A 15,169-nucleotide genomic window follows, 5' to 3' on the forward strand; every position below is an offset into this window, starting at 1 on the left:
TCCAGGGAGTCCGGTGCGTATCGGGATGACGCCCTTCTACGCTGCTTTGCAGCAAAGCGCCAGCCCGATGCCGCTCACATCTCGCTATGCGGTTTCAGCCCGTTCTCGTCCTCCTTGCCGCCCTCTTCCTTGAATGGAACCAGCAGCCACAAGGTCAGGAAGGTGAAGAGCGAGATCACCACCGCCACGTCATAGGCGCCAAGCCCCACCGCCGCGCCCGTAGCGCCGGTCGCCCAAAGGCTGGCGGCAGTGGCCGTGCCGCGCACCGATCCGCCATGTTTCAGGATGGCGCCGCCGCCGATGAACCCCATCCCGGTCATCAGGCCTTCAATGATACGGGCGGTACCTTCCGGATGACCGTTCAGAATACCTTCGGTCGCCTGGACGATGCCGCAGCTTGCCAAAGCAACCAGCGGGAACGTGCGCAGGCCGGCGCTGCGCTCGGCACGCTCGCGGTTCCAGCCGATCGGCAGCGCTAAAATATATGCGATGGAAAGCGCAACAAGATGAGGCAATACACGAAAGCTATCAGACATTTCGAGTAAAGTCTTCACGTTAACTCCGATGATCTTCAAAGGGCACTTCAGGTGCCAAAGGCAAGGCAACCCGGATAAACTCGACGCCCGAGTCGCGGTTGCCGCGACGCTTCGTCTCATCAAGCGGCCATATCTTGGAAACCTCGCTCTACCTCCCAGTGAAACGCTTCCTCGAAGGCCTCGGCTTTTCGGTGAAGGGCGAGATATCGGGTTGCGATCTGGTGGCGCTGAAGGGCGACGATCCGCCCATCGTGGTGATCGGCGAGCTCAAGCTTTCATTTAATCTGGAGCTGATCCTGCAGGCCGTGGAGCGCGCCGGCGCCTGCGACGAACTCTGGATTGCCGCCAAAATGTCGATTCGCGGCAAGGGCCGCGAGAGCGATGCGCGCTATCGCAACCTGTGCCGCCGACTCGGCTTCGGCATGCTGGGCGTGACCGATGCGGGCGTCGTGGAGATCCTGGTGGAGCCGCCCATCGCGGCGCCGCGGCGCAATCCGAAAAAGCGCGCCCGTCTGGTGGCCGAGCATCGAAAACGCATCGGCGACCCCGCCCTCGGCGGCAGCACCAAGACACCGATCATGACCGCCTACCGTCAGCAGGCACTCGGCTGCGCAGCCGCCCTCGCCCTCGGCCCACGCAAACTGAAAGAACTCAAACCCACCTATCCGGATGCGCAGAAGATCCTGCACCGGAACGTCTATGGCTGGTTCGAGCCGATCGCGCGCGGCATCTACGGACTTACGCCCGCGGGCCATCAGGCGTTGGAAAAGTGGCCGCAGCCGGCGCGCGATCTGGCGCCGGACTCAGCTTTGCAATAAAGCTACCTAACAAATCAGTTCGCGATGATGTGGACGTGTTGACGCATGGCTGCCTTGCCATGGGTTTTTCATATTGCAATGCAACAATGGCTTCGTTAGGAAGCCGATATCAACCTAGAGGCAGCACGATGAGCGGCGAGTGGAATACGAAATATGGCACCCGGCGCGTGCGGCATGATCCGCCGACGCTGGACGAAGCCATCTTCGCAGCCATCGGCATCACCGAGGACCTCGACCAGCAGGCCGAAATCGCGGCATCGCTGATGGGCCTGCCGATCGAAGAAGTCCAGGCGCAGGTCAAGAAAGCCAGCCGCCCTTCCGGCACGCTGCGCGTCAGCCGTGTTATCGCCGGCGAACAGGGCGCTCAACGCACCGTCGTCGTCGAGCGCCGCGTCACCCGCAGGGTTGCGGTCGCCAAGCGCGCATGATTGCGAATTTCGCTTCTGAAATGAAAAAGCAGGGTTTTTGGCCCTGCTTTGTTTTGCGATGAACCTACTCCGTCCCTGATGGCGAGGAGGCCAAGCGGCGCAATTGCGCCGCTGACAGCGCCGTCTCGAACCATGAGTTGGTAAGCCTCAGAGCTAGCCGCCATCCCCAGCAATTGACTTCGCCAGTCGCAAGGAGACGCCGCTTCGCGGCTCGTGAGAGTCTGACTCATAAAGCGGTCTGGCGCTTTTCGACTGCTTTTGCTCGTGACAATGCCGCGTTCAACTCAGTATCTCGCTTCTCCGTCCCTCATCCTGAGGAGCCGCGTAGCGGCGTCTCGAAGGATGGCCGAAGAGCGCCGAGCCAAGCCATCTCATGGTTCGAGACGGCGCTGCGCGCCTCCTCACCATGAGGGGCGGTGTGTCGCGCTCCGTCTGGGCGACCAGCAGCACCAAACAACGGACTGCATTTCCAGTCAGACTCTCAGGATGAGGGTGAGCGTATCGGTCAGCGTTTGCTGATGCCCGTTGCGTTGAACCATGCACGCCACGCAGCGCGATTGTAATCACCGACGGCCTTGGCGACATCGAGCACCCCAGCCTTCGGCTGTGGCTTGGGCTGCGGCTTGATCTTGGCCGTCACGGGCTCGGCTGTGAGATCGATGAGTCCGGTGGATTCGCCATGACGGAATGAAAGCTTCGCGCCGAACTTGGCGGCGAGCGCCCGCATCGCATCGTTCTGCGCGCCGGTCGTCACGCGCAGCTTCTTGTACCCCATCGACTTCGCCTTAGCGATCAACTGGGTGAACAGGATGCTGCCGACGCCCTTGCGGCGCATGCAGCTTTCGACGCTGAACGCCACTTCCGGTTCGGTATTGGTCAGGTCGGCCTGGTGCAGCTCGGCTGCGCCGCGCACGACGCCATCCTCGAAATAGGCCAGGATCACCGTGCCGTCATGCACCGAACGTTCGGCATAGTTCGCAACCCAGTCGTCACCCAGCGAGCCGTTGAAACGATCACGGCGGCTCTCGCGGTCGAGGCGCAGCAGATGGTCGCGAAACAGCGGGAGTTCGTGGGTGGCGAGAATACGAACCGGTCCGCTCTTGGCTGAAGCCTTGGGCGTCCGGTGGGCGAGTGCGATGATCGTTGCGGGGCTGAACATGATCCGATTCCGACGGTTAGCCGCCGGAACACCTTGATTCTTGTACGACCCCAATATTGTGCATCGCACAAAGAATTTCAAGATCGAAGCGCTGCGACAAGACCGCACCTGCCGCAGGCGAGCTATGCGATAACCTTGAAAATTAACGGAAATTCACCACAGCGTGAGATCAGAGCACCAGCTGGGTCTGGGTCACGACCCCCACCAGCTTGCCCTCCTCCGTCTCGATCCGGGTCTGCCAGACCTGGGTTCGCCGGCCGCGATGGATCGGGGTTGCGATAGCCCGGACTGTGATTCCGGCCGCGGCAGCGCTGACGAAATTGGTTTTGCTCTCGATGGTGGTGGTGCCCTTGGCACCTTCCGGCAGATTGATCACCGTGGCCGCGGCGCCGACTGCATCGGCCAGCGCCATTACCGCGCCGCCATGAATGATATGGCGCGTGGTGCAGAGATCCTCGCGCACCAGCATGGTCGCGACCACCCGTTCCGGCTCGGCTTCGATGAAAGTGACGCCCATGGACACCGAGAACGGCATCGGGGTGCTTTTGATCTTGTCGAGCAGCGTCATCGAATTCTCCCTGTGCATTCGTCCGTCGTGGCGCGGACTGATGGCTTATGGAGACGGAAGCAGCGCATCGTGACAAGCCCTTGTTTCCGCGGCATAGCGGTGCGATGCGCCATTTTCCGCCCGAACGGATTGTCTGTCTCACCGAAGAAACCGTGGAGACGCTGTATCTGCTCGGCGAGCAGGATCGTATCGTCGGCGTGTCCGGCTATGCGGTGCGGCCACCGCAGGTGCGGCGGGAGAAGCCGCGGGTGTCGGCCTTCATCTCCGCGGACGTGCCTAAAATTCTCGCGCTGGAACCGGATCTCGTCCTCTGTTTCTCGGATTTGCAGGCCGACATTGCCGCCGCGCTGATCCGCGCCGGTGTCGCCGTGCATGTTTTCAATCAACGCGATGTTGCCGGAATCCTCGCGATGATCGGCACTTTGGGCGCTCTTGCTGACGCGAAAAACCGCGCGGATGCGCTCGCTAACGAGCTTGCGTTGCGGCTTTCCAGCGTCAGCACGGCGGCAAAATTGCGGCAGCCAAAACCGCGCGTTTATTTCGAGGAATGGGACGATCCGCTCATCACCGGCATCGGCTGGGTCTCGGAACTGATCGAACTCGCCGGCGGGATCGACGTGTTTCCACAGATGCGGTCCCGCAAAGCGGCGAAGGATCGCATCGTGTCGCCTGACGAGGTGCGCGATGCGATGCCGGATGTGATCCTGGCCTCCTGGTGCGGCAAGAAAGTCGTGGCAGACAGGATCAGGCAGCGGCCGGGATGGCATGACATTCCGGCCGTGCGCAACAATCGCATCGTCGAAATCAAGTCGCCGCTGATCCTGCAACCGGGACCGGCGGCGTTGACGGATGGATTGGATGCGATCGTGAAGGCATTATGGGGCGACGCCATGCGCTGAGCTTCCGCCGTCATTGCGAGGTCAAGGAAAGCCTTCGGCTTTCCTCTTGGCGAAGCGACGAAGCAATGGATCGCTTCGCTGCGCTCGCAATGACGGAGCTGTAATTACGCCTGCTCCACGCCGCACCACTCTGCAATGAACAGCGCCATGGCCTTGGTGCATTTGCGGACCGACTCCAGGTCCACGTATTCGTTGAAGCCGTGGATGTCCTTGCCTTCGGGGCCGAAGCAGAGGCCGGGGATGTCGTAATACAGGCCGTAGAAGCGCGTGTCGGTCAATCCGGTGTTGGTGACGTCCTGCGGCTTGCCGCCGCCATAGACGGCGTCAAAGGCCTTTGCGAAGGCAGCTTCAGGGGCTTCCGCGTCGGTCAGCACATAACCTTCCGACTGATAGCCGGACCACTCCACCACGGGCGGATTGTTGGCGAGGAACGGATGCGCACGCGCCGCCTTGTCGATACAGGCTTTGATCTCGGCCTGACATTCCTGCACCGACCACCCCGGCAGGATCGCGATCCGGCAATCGACATCGCACCAGGCCGGGACGCTGGATGCCCAATCGCCGCCCTTGATGATGCCGGGATTGAAATTCAGTGGATGATGAACCTTGTCGTAATACGGTGCAGTTTCGGCACGCCTGTTCCACTCCGCCTCGAGTTGTTCAACCGCCTCGATCAGATGATAGGCTCCCTTGATGGCATTGGCGCCGCTGCCGGCGTCCTGAACATGGACGGGGAAGCCGCGCACCTTGATGCGAAACCAGATCACGCCGATCTGCGCACGCACCATCTTGCCGGCGGTGGGCTCGGGAATGAAGCACGCATCCGCACGATAGCCGCGCTGCAGCGTGGAGAGCGCGCCGACGCCGGTGCTTTCCTCTTCAATGACCGACTGGAAGTGAATACGCGCCGTCGGCTTGAGACCGGCGGCCTTGATCGCATCGAGCGCATACAGCGCGCCGATGGTGCCCGACTTCATGTCGCAGGCGCCGCGGCCATACATTCTGCCGTCCTTGATGACCGGCGAGAATGGCGGTGTCTCCCACATATCGAGTGGGCCCGCCGGCACCACGTCACAGTGGCCCTGCAGGATCAGCGATTTGCCGGCCGTGGTGGTTGGCCTGTAGGTGCCGACCACGCTGCGCGCCTTCGAAAAATCATGCTCGATGATTCCGACGCCGGGTAGACCTGCGAGTTCACCCATATCGACGTGCCAGTCGTCGACCTCATAACCGCGGGCGCGCAGCAGCTCGCCCATCATGTCCTGGCATGGCCCCTCGGCGCCGCGCGTCGAGGGGATCGCAACGAAATCCTTCGTCGTCTCGAGCTGCGCGTCGAAAGCGTTATCGACGGCATCCAGGATTTTTCGCTGCGTATCGGCGACAGTCATGCATCAGGCTCCGGTGAGATTCGATCGATCGCGCCGGCAACCTAACCTCGCCTCACCCCTTCGGGTACTGCATAAAATAGGCATCCGTCAGCGCATCTTCGAGCAACCTGCCCTCGCTGTAAGCCGCAAGCGTCGCCGGCCGTTCGACACCCGGAAGCAGCCGCGGGCACGGCTCCGGTGCGCCGAGCACGGTCTTTACCGGAATGCGCTCGGCATAGATCGGCAGCTCGTAATCCTCGTCGTCGTCAGCGACGCCCTTGGCGCGGATTTTGGCCGAGGCTTCCTCGATCTCCATGGCGACGAAGGACGTCGCCTTCATCTCCTGCGCCGTGGAGGCGCGCAGGCTGGCGGTGCGATCGGGGAAGAAGCGATCCACCATGGCGATGCCGGCGCGATCCTTTTCATCGGGATCGGTGACAAGATAGGCATTTCCGAACGCCATGACGGCGCGATAGTCGGCGGAGTGATTGAAGCCGCAGCGCGCCAGCACGAGGCTGTCGAGAAAGGCCACCGTGAGACAGACGCGCTGATGCGCGGTCTGGTTCTTCAGCATGCGGCTGGCGCTCGATCCGTGCCAGTACAACGTCGTACCCTCGCGCCAGAAGAAGGTCGGCGTACAGTAGGGCTGGCCGTCGATCACATAGGACACGTGGCACATCATCGACGCATCGAGAATCCTGTGCACGGTCTCGTGGTCGTAGAAACCGCGATCGTGCCGCCGCTTCACGCGGTTGCGCTGACTGAGCGGATATGATGGCGCGGCGTTGTCGTCGGTCGTGGTCACGGTCATTCTCCTGATGTCGAACGCGTGTCCCGGACGCGGTACGGCGCGAAGCGATGCTCCGCGTCCGGGACAAGGGATTGTGTTTCTTAGAATTGTTGTAGCCACCTAATTGGTCTGCGATAGTGCCAATTCCATGCGAAAAATTCCGACCAATTCTCGCGCCAGAAAATCGGCCACGGCAACGCCGCACGAACTGCCCCTCGATCTTCACGGTGCCCATATCGACCAGCACGCCGCCGCGGCCGACCGCCTGTATCAGGCGCTGCGCCATGCCATGACCGGGGGCATGGCCAAGCCTGGCGACGCCCTGCCGCCGTCGCGGCATCTGGCCGCACAGACCGGTTTTCGCCGTAACACCGTGACCGATGCCTATGAACGGCTGATCGCCGACGGTTTTGCGGTCGCGCGCGTCGGTTCCGGGACGTTCGTGGCCGAGCGCATCCCGTCGGCCATCGCAGGCAAGGCGCCGAAACGCATCGCCATCGCGGAGCCGCAGCGCGGCACGCTGGCGCTCGGCTGCACCGATATCGACGAAACGACGTTACGTCGTTTTCGCACTTTTGCCGGCCGCCGCCTGCGCACCTTCGGCAGCGAGCATCTGCATTACGGCGATCCGCGCGGCAGCCTCGAGCTGCGCATCGCCATCGCCAATCACCTGCTCTCGGCGCGCGGCCTGCGCTGCGATCCCGACCAGATCATGCTCACCTCGGGCACCCAGCACGGGCTGCGCATCGTGCTGTCGGCCATCCTCAAGCCGGGCGAACAGATCTGGGTCGAAGATCCCGGCTACCCCGCCGCGCGAAAATCCATCGAGCACTACGGCGGGCGGCCGGTCTCCGTACCGGTCGACGACCGCGGCATGATCGTCGCCAAGGGCCGCGCGACGGCGCCGCATGCGCGGGCTGCTTACGTGACGCCGTCGCATCAGTTTCCACTCGGCGTGCAGATGGCGATGCCGCGGCGGCTGGAACTGCTCGACTGGGCGCGCACCGCCGATGCTTTCGTGTTCGAGGACGATTACGACAGCGAATTCCGTTACGACGGCGCACCGCTTCTCTCGCTCGCCGGCATCGATCACCTGCGCCGCGTCGTCTATATGGGCACCTTCGCCAAGACGCTGTTTCCCGGCCTGCGCATCGGCTATTGCGCGCTGCCCGAAAACCTGATCAGCCCCGTCGCCGCGGCACGTGCGGCAATGGACCGCTTTCCCGCCACGGTCATGGAAGGCGCCATCGCCGACATGCTGAATTCCGGCGCCTTCGCCGCCAATCTGCGCAGGGTGCGTAGCCGCTATCGCGATGCGCGGGATGCGCTGGCGCGCACTTTGATCGACGCATCGGATGGACAGCTTTCGGTCCCCGTCCCCTCACAGGGGCTGCATCTGGTGGCGCGATTTGCGCCCGCGACACCATTGCAGACCGCTGCCGACGCCAAGGCCGCCGCAGGCGTCGAAGGCTGGCTGCTGGCTGACACCTATCTGCGCGCACGACCGGCGCCCGGTTTCGTGCTCGGCTTTTCCGGGCACCCCATCCGCAAGATCGTCGCCGCTGCGGAGACGCTTGCGAAGGCGTCGACGGCAGCCTTGCGCGTTCACCGACAAGCAACGGCGAAACCGCGTCGTGGAACCCACGGCCGGGGATCGTGATTATGGGGAACAGCCGCTCGCTTCAAGAATCGGGCACGCGTCCGTAAATTGCATCCCCAATGGCCTCCAGGAGACCTCATGTCCGGCAATCGCAACGTGCTCTATCTCATCATCGGCGCACTCATCGTCGGCATCGGCGTCCTCGGCTACAATCTCTACCAGGAAAAGAAAGAGCCGCAGGGCCTGCAGATCAATGTCGGGCCCGATGGCCTGAAGGTGCAGAACAAGTAACGGATCTCATCATGCGCGCGGCCATCGCCTTCGGCATTCTCGCCATCGTCACCACCGCCACGCCAGCTTTCGCCATCGATCAGGTGTCGCGCGAGGATGACATTATCGATCTGCGTCTGGGCCAGCGCATCTGGGTCGATGACGGCTCCTGCCCCACCGGCCAGATCAAGGAAGTGATGGGCGCGACGCTGGCCGCCAACGGCGGCGTCGCCCGCGTGAAAAAATGCGTGCCGCGCAGCGCGACGCGAATTCGCTGATATCGCGCGCCGCCGTATCAAGCTTGAGCGACGAAGCAATCCATAGAGCTTCGGGCAAATAACCGGATTGCTTCGTCGCTTTGCTCCTCGCAATGACGACGATCAGAACATCCCGTTGTCGTTCGCGGCTTTTTCCGGGATCGGCTGGTTGACGTCCCAGTGCTCGACGATCTTGCCGTTTTCCAGCTTGAAGATATCGACGATGGCGTTGCCGCGGGTGCCCTTTTCGCGCACCGCATGGACGTGCAGGATCACATAGTCGCCATCGGCGAAGACCTTCTTGATCTCGCTACGGGAGTCCGGGAATTTCTCGCGCAGGAAGGCGATGAACTTCCTGAAACCTTCGATGCCATCCGCAGCAGTCGGATTGTGCTGGACATAACGCGGGCCGAAATACTTCGCGGCAGCTTCGAAATCCTTCTGGTTCAGTCCCTTCTCGTAGAACTCGACCACCGTTTTCTTGTTGGCCTCCTGCGTCGCCGTGTCCGCAGCCATTGCCGATGTCGAGAGAAGCAAAGCTGCAGCCAGCCCCGTGAAAAAACGCATTGTCATGATCCCTTTCCCGCGCAGCCGAAGGGCCGAGCACAAAAGCTCCTATCACTGCGGCGGAAGCAGTCAGGATCACTTTGCCGCGAACCGCTCTGAAGGACATCCAGTGTCCAATGTGCAAGATTGAGATTTTGTCCCGGACGCGACGCCGAGCCGGGACCGTATCAAACGCCGGAGTTCGTTACGGTCCCGGTTCTGCGCGACAGCGCTGCAGCGCGCCCGGGACGAGATCCAGTGTTCAGTTCGGTGGCGCGGAGTCTAATGCTTCTCCGGCTCGCTCGGCGGCACCGGCGTGTTGCTCTCGCCGGCGCTTGCGCCGCCGTCGATGGGCAGCGTGATACCCGTGATCCAGCGGGCTTCATCGCTCGCCAGAAACAGCACACCGTTGCCGACATCCCAGCCGGTTCCCTCGGTGCCGAGCAAGGTCGTCGCAATGCGCGCGCGACGCATCTCCTCGCTCATGCCGCGCGACGCGACCATGGGCGTGTAGACCGTCCCCGGCGCGATGCAGTTGACACGGATGCCACTGCGACCGTGATGCGCCGCCATCGCCTTGGTAAGGCCGATCACCGCCGCCTTCGACGTCGGATATAACAGACTGGGATGACCGCCGCGCAGGCCCGCGACCGAGGTCAGATTGATGATCGAGCCGCCGCCCGATCCGATCATCGCGGGAACGGCGTATTTCGACATCAGCATCATCGAGGTGACGTTGACCGTCATGGCGTCGTCCCATGCCCCGCTATCGACTTCGACGGCATTGCCGCGCGGCCCGGTGATGCCGACATTGTTGACCAGGATATCGAGACGACCGAAGCCTCCGACCGTACGCTCGACGATGGCCTCGCAGGTGGCGGGATCACTGACGTCGCCGTCATAGATGTGATAAGCGCCGCCCTCGGCCGCGATCAGACTCGCAGTTTGTTCGGCCCAGTCGGGATTCAGATCGACCAGCGCAACCCTGGCACCATGTCGGGCCAGCAACACCGCCGCGGCGCGTCCGTTGCCGATCCCGTTGCCGCGCGAACCCGCGCCGGTGACAATCGCCACCTTGCCGTTCAAACGTCCGTCGCCTGCCATCGAAGTCCCCTGAAGCACGCACCCCAAGGCCCCGGCGCTGCATTCCAGCGTGGACGATAGCGTGCGACATCATCCCACCGCAATGCCTCAGTTCGCCGCAAAAGTGTAAACATCGATTGCACTTCTTACAGGCGATCCAGCCGACAGCTGCGCCATCGTGCAGGAAGGAGCAGAAACAGCATGCGCCACGAACAGGCAACGCAGGCTGGCTAGCCGCTATTTAATGTAATCGCCGCATTTCTGAACGGCCGCATCCGTCTGCCCCCATGGCATGATCGGCACCGACGAGGTCGAGTTTTTCGGCGAACCCTCGATGATCCGGTCCGAATAGACCATGTAGACCAGCACGTTTCGCTTGGCGTCGCAGCCACGCACGATCTGCATCTTCTTGAAGAACAGCGAGCGGCGCTGGCGGAACATGTCGTCGCCCTGATCGCTCTTGTTCCTGAACCTGATGGGGCCGATCTGCCGGCAGGCCAGCGAGATGTCCGAGACCTCCTCGGCGAGGCCGAGCCAGCCTTTGAAGCCGCCCTTCTCCGGCACCGTGAAGTGGCAAGCGACACCCTCGACTTCGGGATCGTCGACCCCGTAGGTGGCGAGCTTGTCGTTCGGGCTCAGCCATTTGAACACGGTTGAGCGGCGGAAGATCAGGTCGGGCTCATCCGCCGCATGCGCGATCGCGCCTGTGCCCAGCATCGCGGCAGCCAGCGCGAGGGTGACGATCTGCTTCCAACCGAAGCGAAAGCTCAAAGCGATCAAGGACATTCAACTCTCCGTGTTCCCGAGGCGCATATGTAGCGATTGTGCCACGCGGCGGTAGACCGCAGGCCGCCGCGTTAATCCAATGTGAGTGTTTTTTGTTACCTTCGGGCATAACTGCGGAGGTACGATTCGCCCGCCGATGAACGCCTTTTGCGTCCGCGACACTAACGCTTTGCAACGGATTCAAGGATTTTACAGCGTGACGTTTTTTCAGTTTTCAGGGAGCTCCGTCCACAAGCGCATGCTTCTGAGCGGCACCTCTGTTGCGCGTCATGTTTCGTCCCCGCGCCAGTTGCTGCAAGCGGTATTGCTGGCCAGTTTCGTCTTCGGCGCGGCAGCGCCGGCGCACGCTGTATTTTGGTTCGACGAAGACCCGATGCGCCCGCGCAGCATGATGGAGCCGCCGCCGCCACCACCGCCCCCACGGCCAAATGTTCACCGCGACAACCGGCTGAAGCAGCAGGGCATCGCCCTGGAGAAACAGGCGAGAGAGCACGCCAAGCCGGTCGGCCCGTTGGTCATCGCCATCTCCATCGACAAGCAGACCATGCGTGTGTTCGATGCCAACGGCCTGTTCGCCGAGACCCGTGTCTCCACCGGCATGAAAGGCCATGAGACGCCGACAGGCGTGTTCAGCGTCATCCAGAAGAACAAATGGCACAAGTCGAATATCTATAGCGACGCGCCGATGCCCTATATGCAGCGGATCACCTGGTCCGGCATCGCGTTGCATGCGGGAGCCCTGCCCGGTTATCCCGCCTCCCATGGCTGCATCCGCATGCCGATGGCCTTTGCGACCAAGCTGTGGGCCTGGACGCGGATGGGCGCTCGCGTGATCATCACGCCGGGCGAGATTTCGCCAGCCGAGTTTTCGCATCCGCAGTTGATCGCGCAAAAGCCGGTGCCTGTTGCGGCCGCGCCGATGGCGGCACCCAGTGTACAGCCTGCGACGGCGAAGCCGGCAGACGGCAAGTCTACCGATCTTGGTCTCAAGCCGGCGACCTTCGGCGAGCGCAGCAAGACCGTGACGGCCGATGCTGCCAATGCGCTCGGCGGGCCGGCGAAGCCGGTTCTGTCGGATGTGAATGCGGCGATGGCCCAGATGCCAGCGGCCGACGTAGAAACAGCAAAACCTGCGGAGAAGAAGGCCGACGCTCCCGCGCGGGTGACGCGTCAGGACGTCGATGCCGCGGCGGCCAAGATCGTCGAAGCACCGGCTACGGAAGACAAGAAGGCGCCGGAAGCCCGCGCCGAGGATCTGCCGCCGAAATCGCCGCTCGCCGCCACGCCGGCGATGCAACAGGACGACACGCAGCGCGCCGATGCGCCCAAGGCCGAGGCGCAGGTCGGAGCGAAGCCAGGCGCGGCCAAGCTCGATGCCGTCGACATTCCGCCGCCGCCGGATACGTCGCCGAAACGTACGGGCCAGATCGCGGTGCTGATCAGCGGCAAGGACGGCAAGCTCTATGTGCGGCAGAATTTCTCGCCGCTGTTCGAGACCGACATCACCATCAAGGCGAGCGACCGACCGCTCGGCACGCATATCTTCACCGCGCGCATCGACAAGGACGAAGCCAAGAAAATTCACTGGACGGCGATGTCGCTGCCTGCGGTGCCGCATCGTGCGACCACAGGGGCCGGCCGCAAGCAGACAGCCATCACCGCCGCAGCGCCACCGCTCCCTGACAGCGCCGCCGAGGCGCTCGATCGCATCAACATCCCCGACGACGCCATGGCGCAGATCGCCGAGGCGATCGCCACCGGCGGCTCGATCATCGTCTCCGACCAGAGCATCAAGGCCGGCGGCGAAACCGGCCAGGGCACCGAATTCGTCGTTCCCATGCGCTGATGAGCCGGTTGACGTCGGATGCCGGCGGGATCACCCTGCCATCTCCGACGCAAGAGGCGTATCATGATGAACCGCAGACATGTGCTGACAACGCTGCTCGGCGGCGTAGCTGCTGTCGCGGCCCTATCGCGTGCCGACGCACAGGCCAGCCGGATGACGGCCTATGGCTTTTCCTTTCCGGGCCTGAAAGGCGGCGAGATCAAGCTGGCCGACTATGCCGGCAAGCCGATCCTGGTGGTCAACACCGCCTCGCAATGCGGTTACACCCCGCAATATGCGGGGTTGCAGGAGCTGTGGACCGAATTTCGCGAGCGCGGCCTGACGGTGATCGGCGTTCCCTCCAACGATTTCGGCAATCAGGAACCCGGCGGGCCGCACGAGATCGACGACATCGCCCATGGCCGTTTCGGCATCAGCTTTCCGATTGCCGCGAAGACCGTCGTGAAGGGGCCGAACGCGCATCCGTTTTACAAATGGGCCGCCGAAGCGCGCCCCCGCGACTTGCCGCGCTGGAACTTTCACAAATATCTGGTCGGCCGCGACGGTTATCTCGCGGATGCCTTCGGCTCCGAGCTGGAGCCGATGGATACACGCGTGAAGACAGCGGTGGCGCGCTCGCTGACAGCGGTGTGAGGGACGGCTTCTCGTCTCCCGGGCTTGACCGGGCGATCCAATAAGCACCGAGATCGATGATCCTACCCGACCGTCGGCGTCTACTGGATCCCCGCCTTCGCGGGGATGACAGTGAGCATTATGCCGCGACCACTTCCCTCGGCTGATAGATCGCGATGTGCTGGCAATGCGCCACCGGCGTCACGCCGTTAGCCACCACCAGCGCGTCGAGTTCGACGAAGCGGTGGCCCTTCTTCTCGTAATTGCCGGTCACCTTCGCCCGCGCCACCAGTTCGTCGTCGACGCTGGCGGCCGCCAACAGCTGCATGCGGCTGCCGACGTGAATCCACGGGCCAAGGATGGCATTGTCGACCAGCACCTTGTTCATGATCCGCTGCAGCACGCCGGGATGCACGAGGCCCTCACGCAGATAGCGCTCATCCGTCTCGCGCACTTCGCCCAGATATTCGGCAAGCCCGTCCTCGGGCCACACCCGAGGCGCGGTACCGAGCCATTTGCCCTGTGCATAAGAGGCGGAACTCACTGGCAATCGCTTCTCGACCGCCGGCGTTTCGGGGAAATCCTCCAGCGCCGGAACCACGGGAAACGATGCCAGCGACGCCGATCCGGTGGCGCGCATTTCGCCGCCCCCTTCGACCGCCAGCCGCAGCGCCTCGCCCGCCTGCTCCGCCGTTACGTCCACGGTTTCGCCGTCATAGACCGGCTTGATGAACTTTGCCTCGATCAGCCCGCGCTCCAGGAAATCCCGTCCCCAATGCGCGACGGCGGGGTGCACCATATAGGCCAGCACGTCCACGCCCGGCACCAGCCCGCCGCTGAAGCCGAATTTGCGCGCCACGGTATCGTCATGCATCTTGTTTTCGGACTGTTTGGCCGTGTTGAAGGCCTCGACGCGATATGGCGCGATCCCCTGTGTCATGATTCCTCCCGAACGCTCTGCGAAGATTGGTATTCGTGTTCAGGAGATGATACCCCTCGCCCCGCACGAGGCAAGACGAGGCGACGGGAACCGCGCCCCCCGTCGGCACCACCCGGCCCAAGCGAAAACGACTGACGTTCTCGCTGGCGTTGTGACATCCGGAGCACAGGCGACCGTTGAATACCCGCATCTATATCGACGCCGATGCCTGCCCCGTGAAGGACGAGATCTACCGCGTCGCCGCGCGCTTCAAACTGCCGGTCAGCGTGGTGGCCGGAACCTGGCTGCGCGTGCCGCAGGACCCGATGATCGAATGCATCGCCGCCGGCTCCGGCATGGACGCCGCCGATGACTGGATCGCGGAGCGTGCGACCAAAGGCGACGTGGTCGTAACCGCCGATATCCCGCTGGCTAGCCGCTGCGTGAAGGCCGGTGCCGCCGTCATTGCGCCGAATGGCAAGCCGTTCACCGAACAATCCATCGGCATGACGCTGGCGATGCGCAATCTGATGACCGACCTGCGCTCCACCGGGGAGATCACCGGCGGCCCCAAATCCTTCGCGCCGCGCGACCGCTCGGCCTTTCTCTCCGCGCTTGACCAGACGATCCGCCGCATCCAGCGCGATCAGGCTGCCAGCGCGCCCAAGCAAAGTTGAACTGACGT

The 15,169-nt window shown here is 63.0% G+C and carries 18 protein-coding genes; 9 read left to right on the forward strand and 9 right to left on the reverse strand.

All coding sequences use genetic code 11. The annotated features are described in order from the left end of the window. Nucleotides 1-74: 74 nt before the first annotated feature. Nucleotides 75-536: an MgtC/SapB family protein gene (locus E0H22_RS16035; RefSeq protein WP_233026387.1), complete on the reverse strand. Its 462-nt coding sequence runs from the start codon at nt 534-536 to the stop codon at nt 75-77. A gap of 134 nt (nt 537-670) precedes the next feature. On the opposite strand from E0H22_RS16035, the gene E0H22_RS16040 reads away from it, so the two are divergent. Both E0H22_RS16040 and E0H22_RS16045 read left to right on the forward strand, forming a co-directional pair. After that, on the forward strand, nt 671-1,354 hold the full coding sequence (locus E0H22_RS16040) for a DUF2161 domain-containing phosphodiesterase (RefSeq protein WP_233022009.1): 684 nt from the start codon (nt 671-673) through the stop codon (nt 1,352-1,354). A gap of 128 nt (nt 1,355-1,482) precedes the next feature. Next, nucleotides 1,483-1,782, forward strand: coding sequence for a hypothetical protein (locus E0H22_RS16045; protein WP_233022010.1), 300 nt, complete (start codon nt 1,483-1,485; stop codon nt 1,780-1,782). A 505-nt stretch (nt 1,783-2,287) separates the two neighbouring features. Here E0H22_RS16045 and E0H22_RS16050 read toward each other — a convergent pair. Together E0H22_RS16050 and E0H22_RS16055 are read right to left on the reverse strand one after the other, a co-directional pair. Continuing rightward, nucleotides 2,288-2,941 (reverse strand): GNAT family N-acetyltransferase, encoded by a 654-nt coding sequence (locus E0H22_RS16050; RefSeq protein WP_233022011.1) that lies wholly within the window; start codon nt 2,939-2,941, stop codon nt 2,288-2,290. A 169-nt stretch (nt 2,942-3,110) separates the two neighbouring features. Further along, a complete protein-coding gene (locus tag E0H22_RS16055; protein ID WP_233022012.1) occupies nt 3,111-3,509 on the reverse strand; it encodes a PaaI family thioesterase in 399 nt (132 codons plus the stop codon). A gap of 104 nt (nt 3,510-3,613) precedes the next feature. Between E0H22_RS16055 and E0H22_RS16060 the strand changes: the two genes are divergently transcribed. After that, entirely contained in the window at nt 3,614-4,408 is a 795-nt protein-coding gene (locus E0H22_RS16060; RefSeq protein WP_233026389.1) for a cobalamin-binding protein, read from the forward strand. A gap of 104 nt (nt 4,409-4,512) precedes the next feature. Here the strand turns inward: E0H22_RS16060 and E0H22_RS16065 are convergent, their stop codons facing one another. Beyond that, nucleotides 4,513-5,796 (reverse strand): ArgE/DapE family deacylase, encoded by a 1,284-nt coding sequence (locus tag E0H22_RS16065; RefSeq protein WP_233022013.1) that lies wholly within the window; start codon nt 5,794-5,796, stop codon nt 4,513-4,515. A gap of 52 nt (nt 5,797-5,848) precedes the next feature. Further along, a complete protein-coding gene (locus E0H22_RS16070) occupies nt 5,849-6,586 on the reverse strand; it encodes a pyridoxamine 5'-phosphate oxidase family protein (RefSeq protein WP_430715159.1) in 738 nt (245 codons plus the stop codon). A 127-nt stretch (nt 6,587-6,713) separates the two neighbouring features. On the opposite strand from E0H22_RS16070, the gene pdxR reads away from it, so the two are divergent. From pdxR to E0H22_RS16085, 3 genes are all read left to right on the forward strand, one after another. After that, nucleotides 6,714-8,225, forward strand: coding sequence for a MocR-like pyridoxine biosynthesis transcription factor PdxR (pdxR, locus tag E0H22_RS16075; RefSeq protein WP_233022015.1), 1,512 nt, complete (start codon nt 6,714-6,716; stop codon nt 8,223-8,225). Between the two features lie 78 nt (nt 8,226-8,303). Beyond that, nucleotides 8,304-8,456: a hypothetical protein gene (locus E0H22_RS16080; protein ID WP_233022016.1), complete on the forward strand. Its 153-nt coding sequence runs from the start codon at nt 8,304-8,306 to the stop codon at nt 8,454-8,456. Nucleotides 8,457-8,467: 11 nt separating this feature from the next. Further along, on the forward strand, nt 8,468-8,713 hold the full coding sequence (locus tag E0H22_RS16085; protein ID WP_233022017.1) for a DUF6719 family protein: 246 nt from the start codon (nt 8,468-8,470) through the stop codon (nt 8,711-8,713). Nucleotides 8,714-8,815: 102 nt separating this feature from the next. Here the strand turns inward: E0H22_RS16085 and E0H22_RS16090 are convergent, their stop codons facing one another. The 3 genes from E0H22_RS16090 to E0H22_RS16100 all read right to left on the reverse strand — a co-directional run bounded on the left by E0H22_RS16090 (nt 8,816) and on the right by E0H22_RS16100 (nt 11,107). Then, entirely contained in the window at nt 8,816-9,208 is a 393-nt protein-coding gene (locus tag E0H22_RS16090; RefSeq protein ID WP_430715280.1) for a nuclear transport factor 2 family protein, read from the reverse strand. Nucleotides 9,209-9,520: 312 nt separating this feature from the next. Next, nucleotides 9,521-10,342 (reverse strand): SDR family NAD(P)-dependent oxidoreductase, encoded by an 822-nt coding sequence (locus E0H22_RS16095; protein ID WP_233022018.1) that lies wholly within the window; start codon nt 10,340-10,342, stop codon nt 9,521-9,523. A gap of 216 nt (nt 10,343-10,558) precedes the next feature. Then, entirely contained in the window at nt 10,559-11,107 is a 549-nt protein-coding gene (locus E0H22_RS16100; RefSeq protein ID WP_430715160.1) for a CreA family protein, read from the reverse strand. A gap of 373 nt (nt 11,108-11,480) precedes the next feature. Between E0H22_RS16100 and E0H22_RS16105 the strand changes: the two genes are divergently transcribed. After that, nucleotides 11,481-12,953, forward strand: a complete 1,473-nt coding sequence (locus tag E0H22_RS16105) for a L,D-transpeptidase (protein WP_233022019.1) — start codon at nt 11,481-11,483, stop codon at nt 12,951-12,953. Nucleotides 12,954-13,016: 63 nt separating this feature from the next. Beyond that, nucleotides 13,017-13,586 carry a glutathione peroxidase gene (locus E0H22_RS16110; RefSeq protein WP_233022020.1) on the forward strand — a complete coding sequence of 190 codons (570 nt, stop codon included), beginning with the start codon at nt 13,017-13,019 and terminating at the stop codon, nt 13,584-13,586. 118 nt (nt 13,587-13,704) lie between these two features. On the opposite strand, the gene E0H22_RS16115 is transcribed toward E0H22_RS16110, so the two are convergent. After that, nucleotides 13,705-14,505, reverse strand: coding sequence for a hotdog family protein (locus tag E0H22_RS16115; protein WP_233022021.1), 801 nt, complete (start codon nt 14,503-14,505; stop codon nt 13,705-13,707). Between the two features lie 176 nt (nt 14,506-14,681). On the opposite strand from E0H22_RS16115, the gene E0H22_RS16120 reads away from it, so the two are divergent. Continuing rightward, a complete protein-coding gene (locus tag E0H22_RS16120; protein ID WP_233022022.1) occupies nt 14,682-15,161 on the forward strand; it encodes a YaiI/YqxD family protein in 480 nt (159 codons plus the stop codon). Nucleotides 15,162-15,169 lie beyond the last annotated feature (8 nt).

Origin of the sequence: Rhodopseudomonas boonkerdii (genome assembly GCF_021184025.1) — a bacterium.
GTDB lineage: Bacteria > Pseudomonadota > Alphaproteobacteria > Rhizobiales > Xanthobacteraceae > Tardiphaga > Tardiphaga boonkerdii.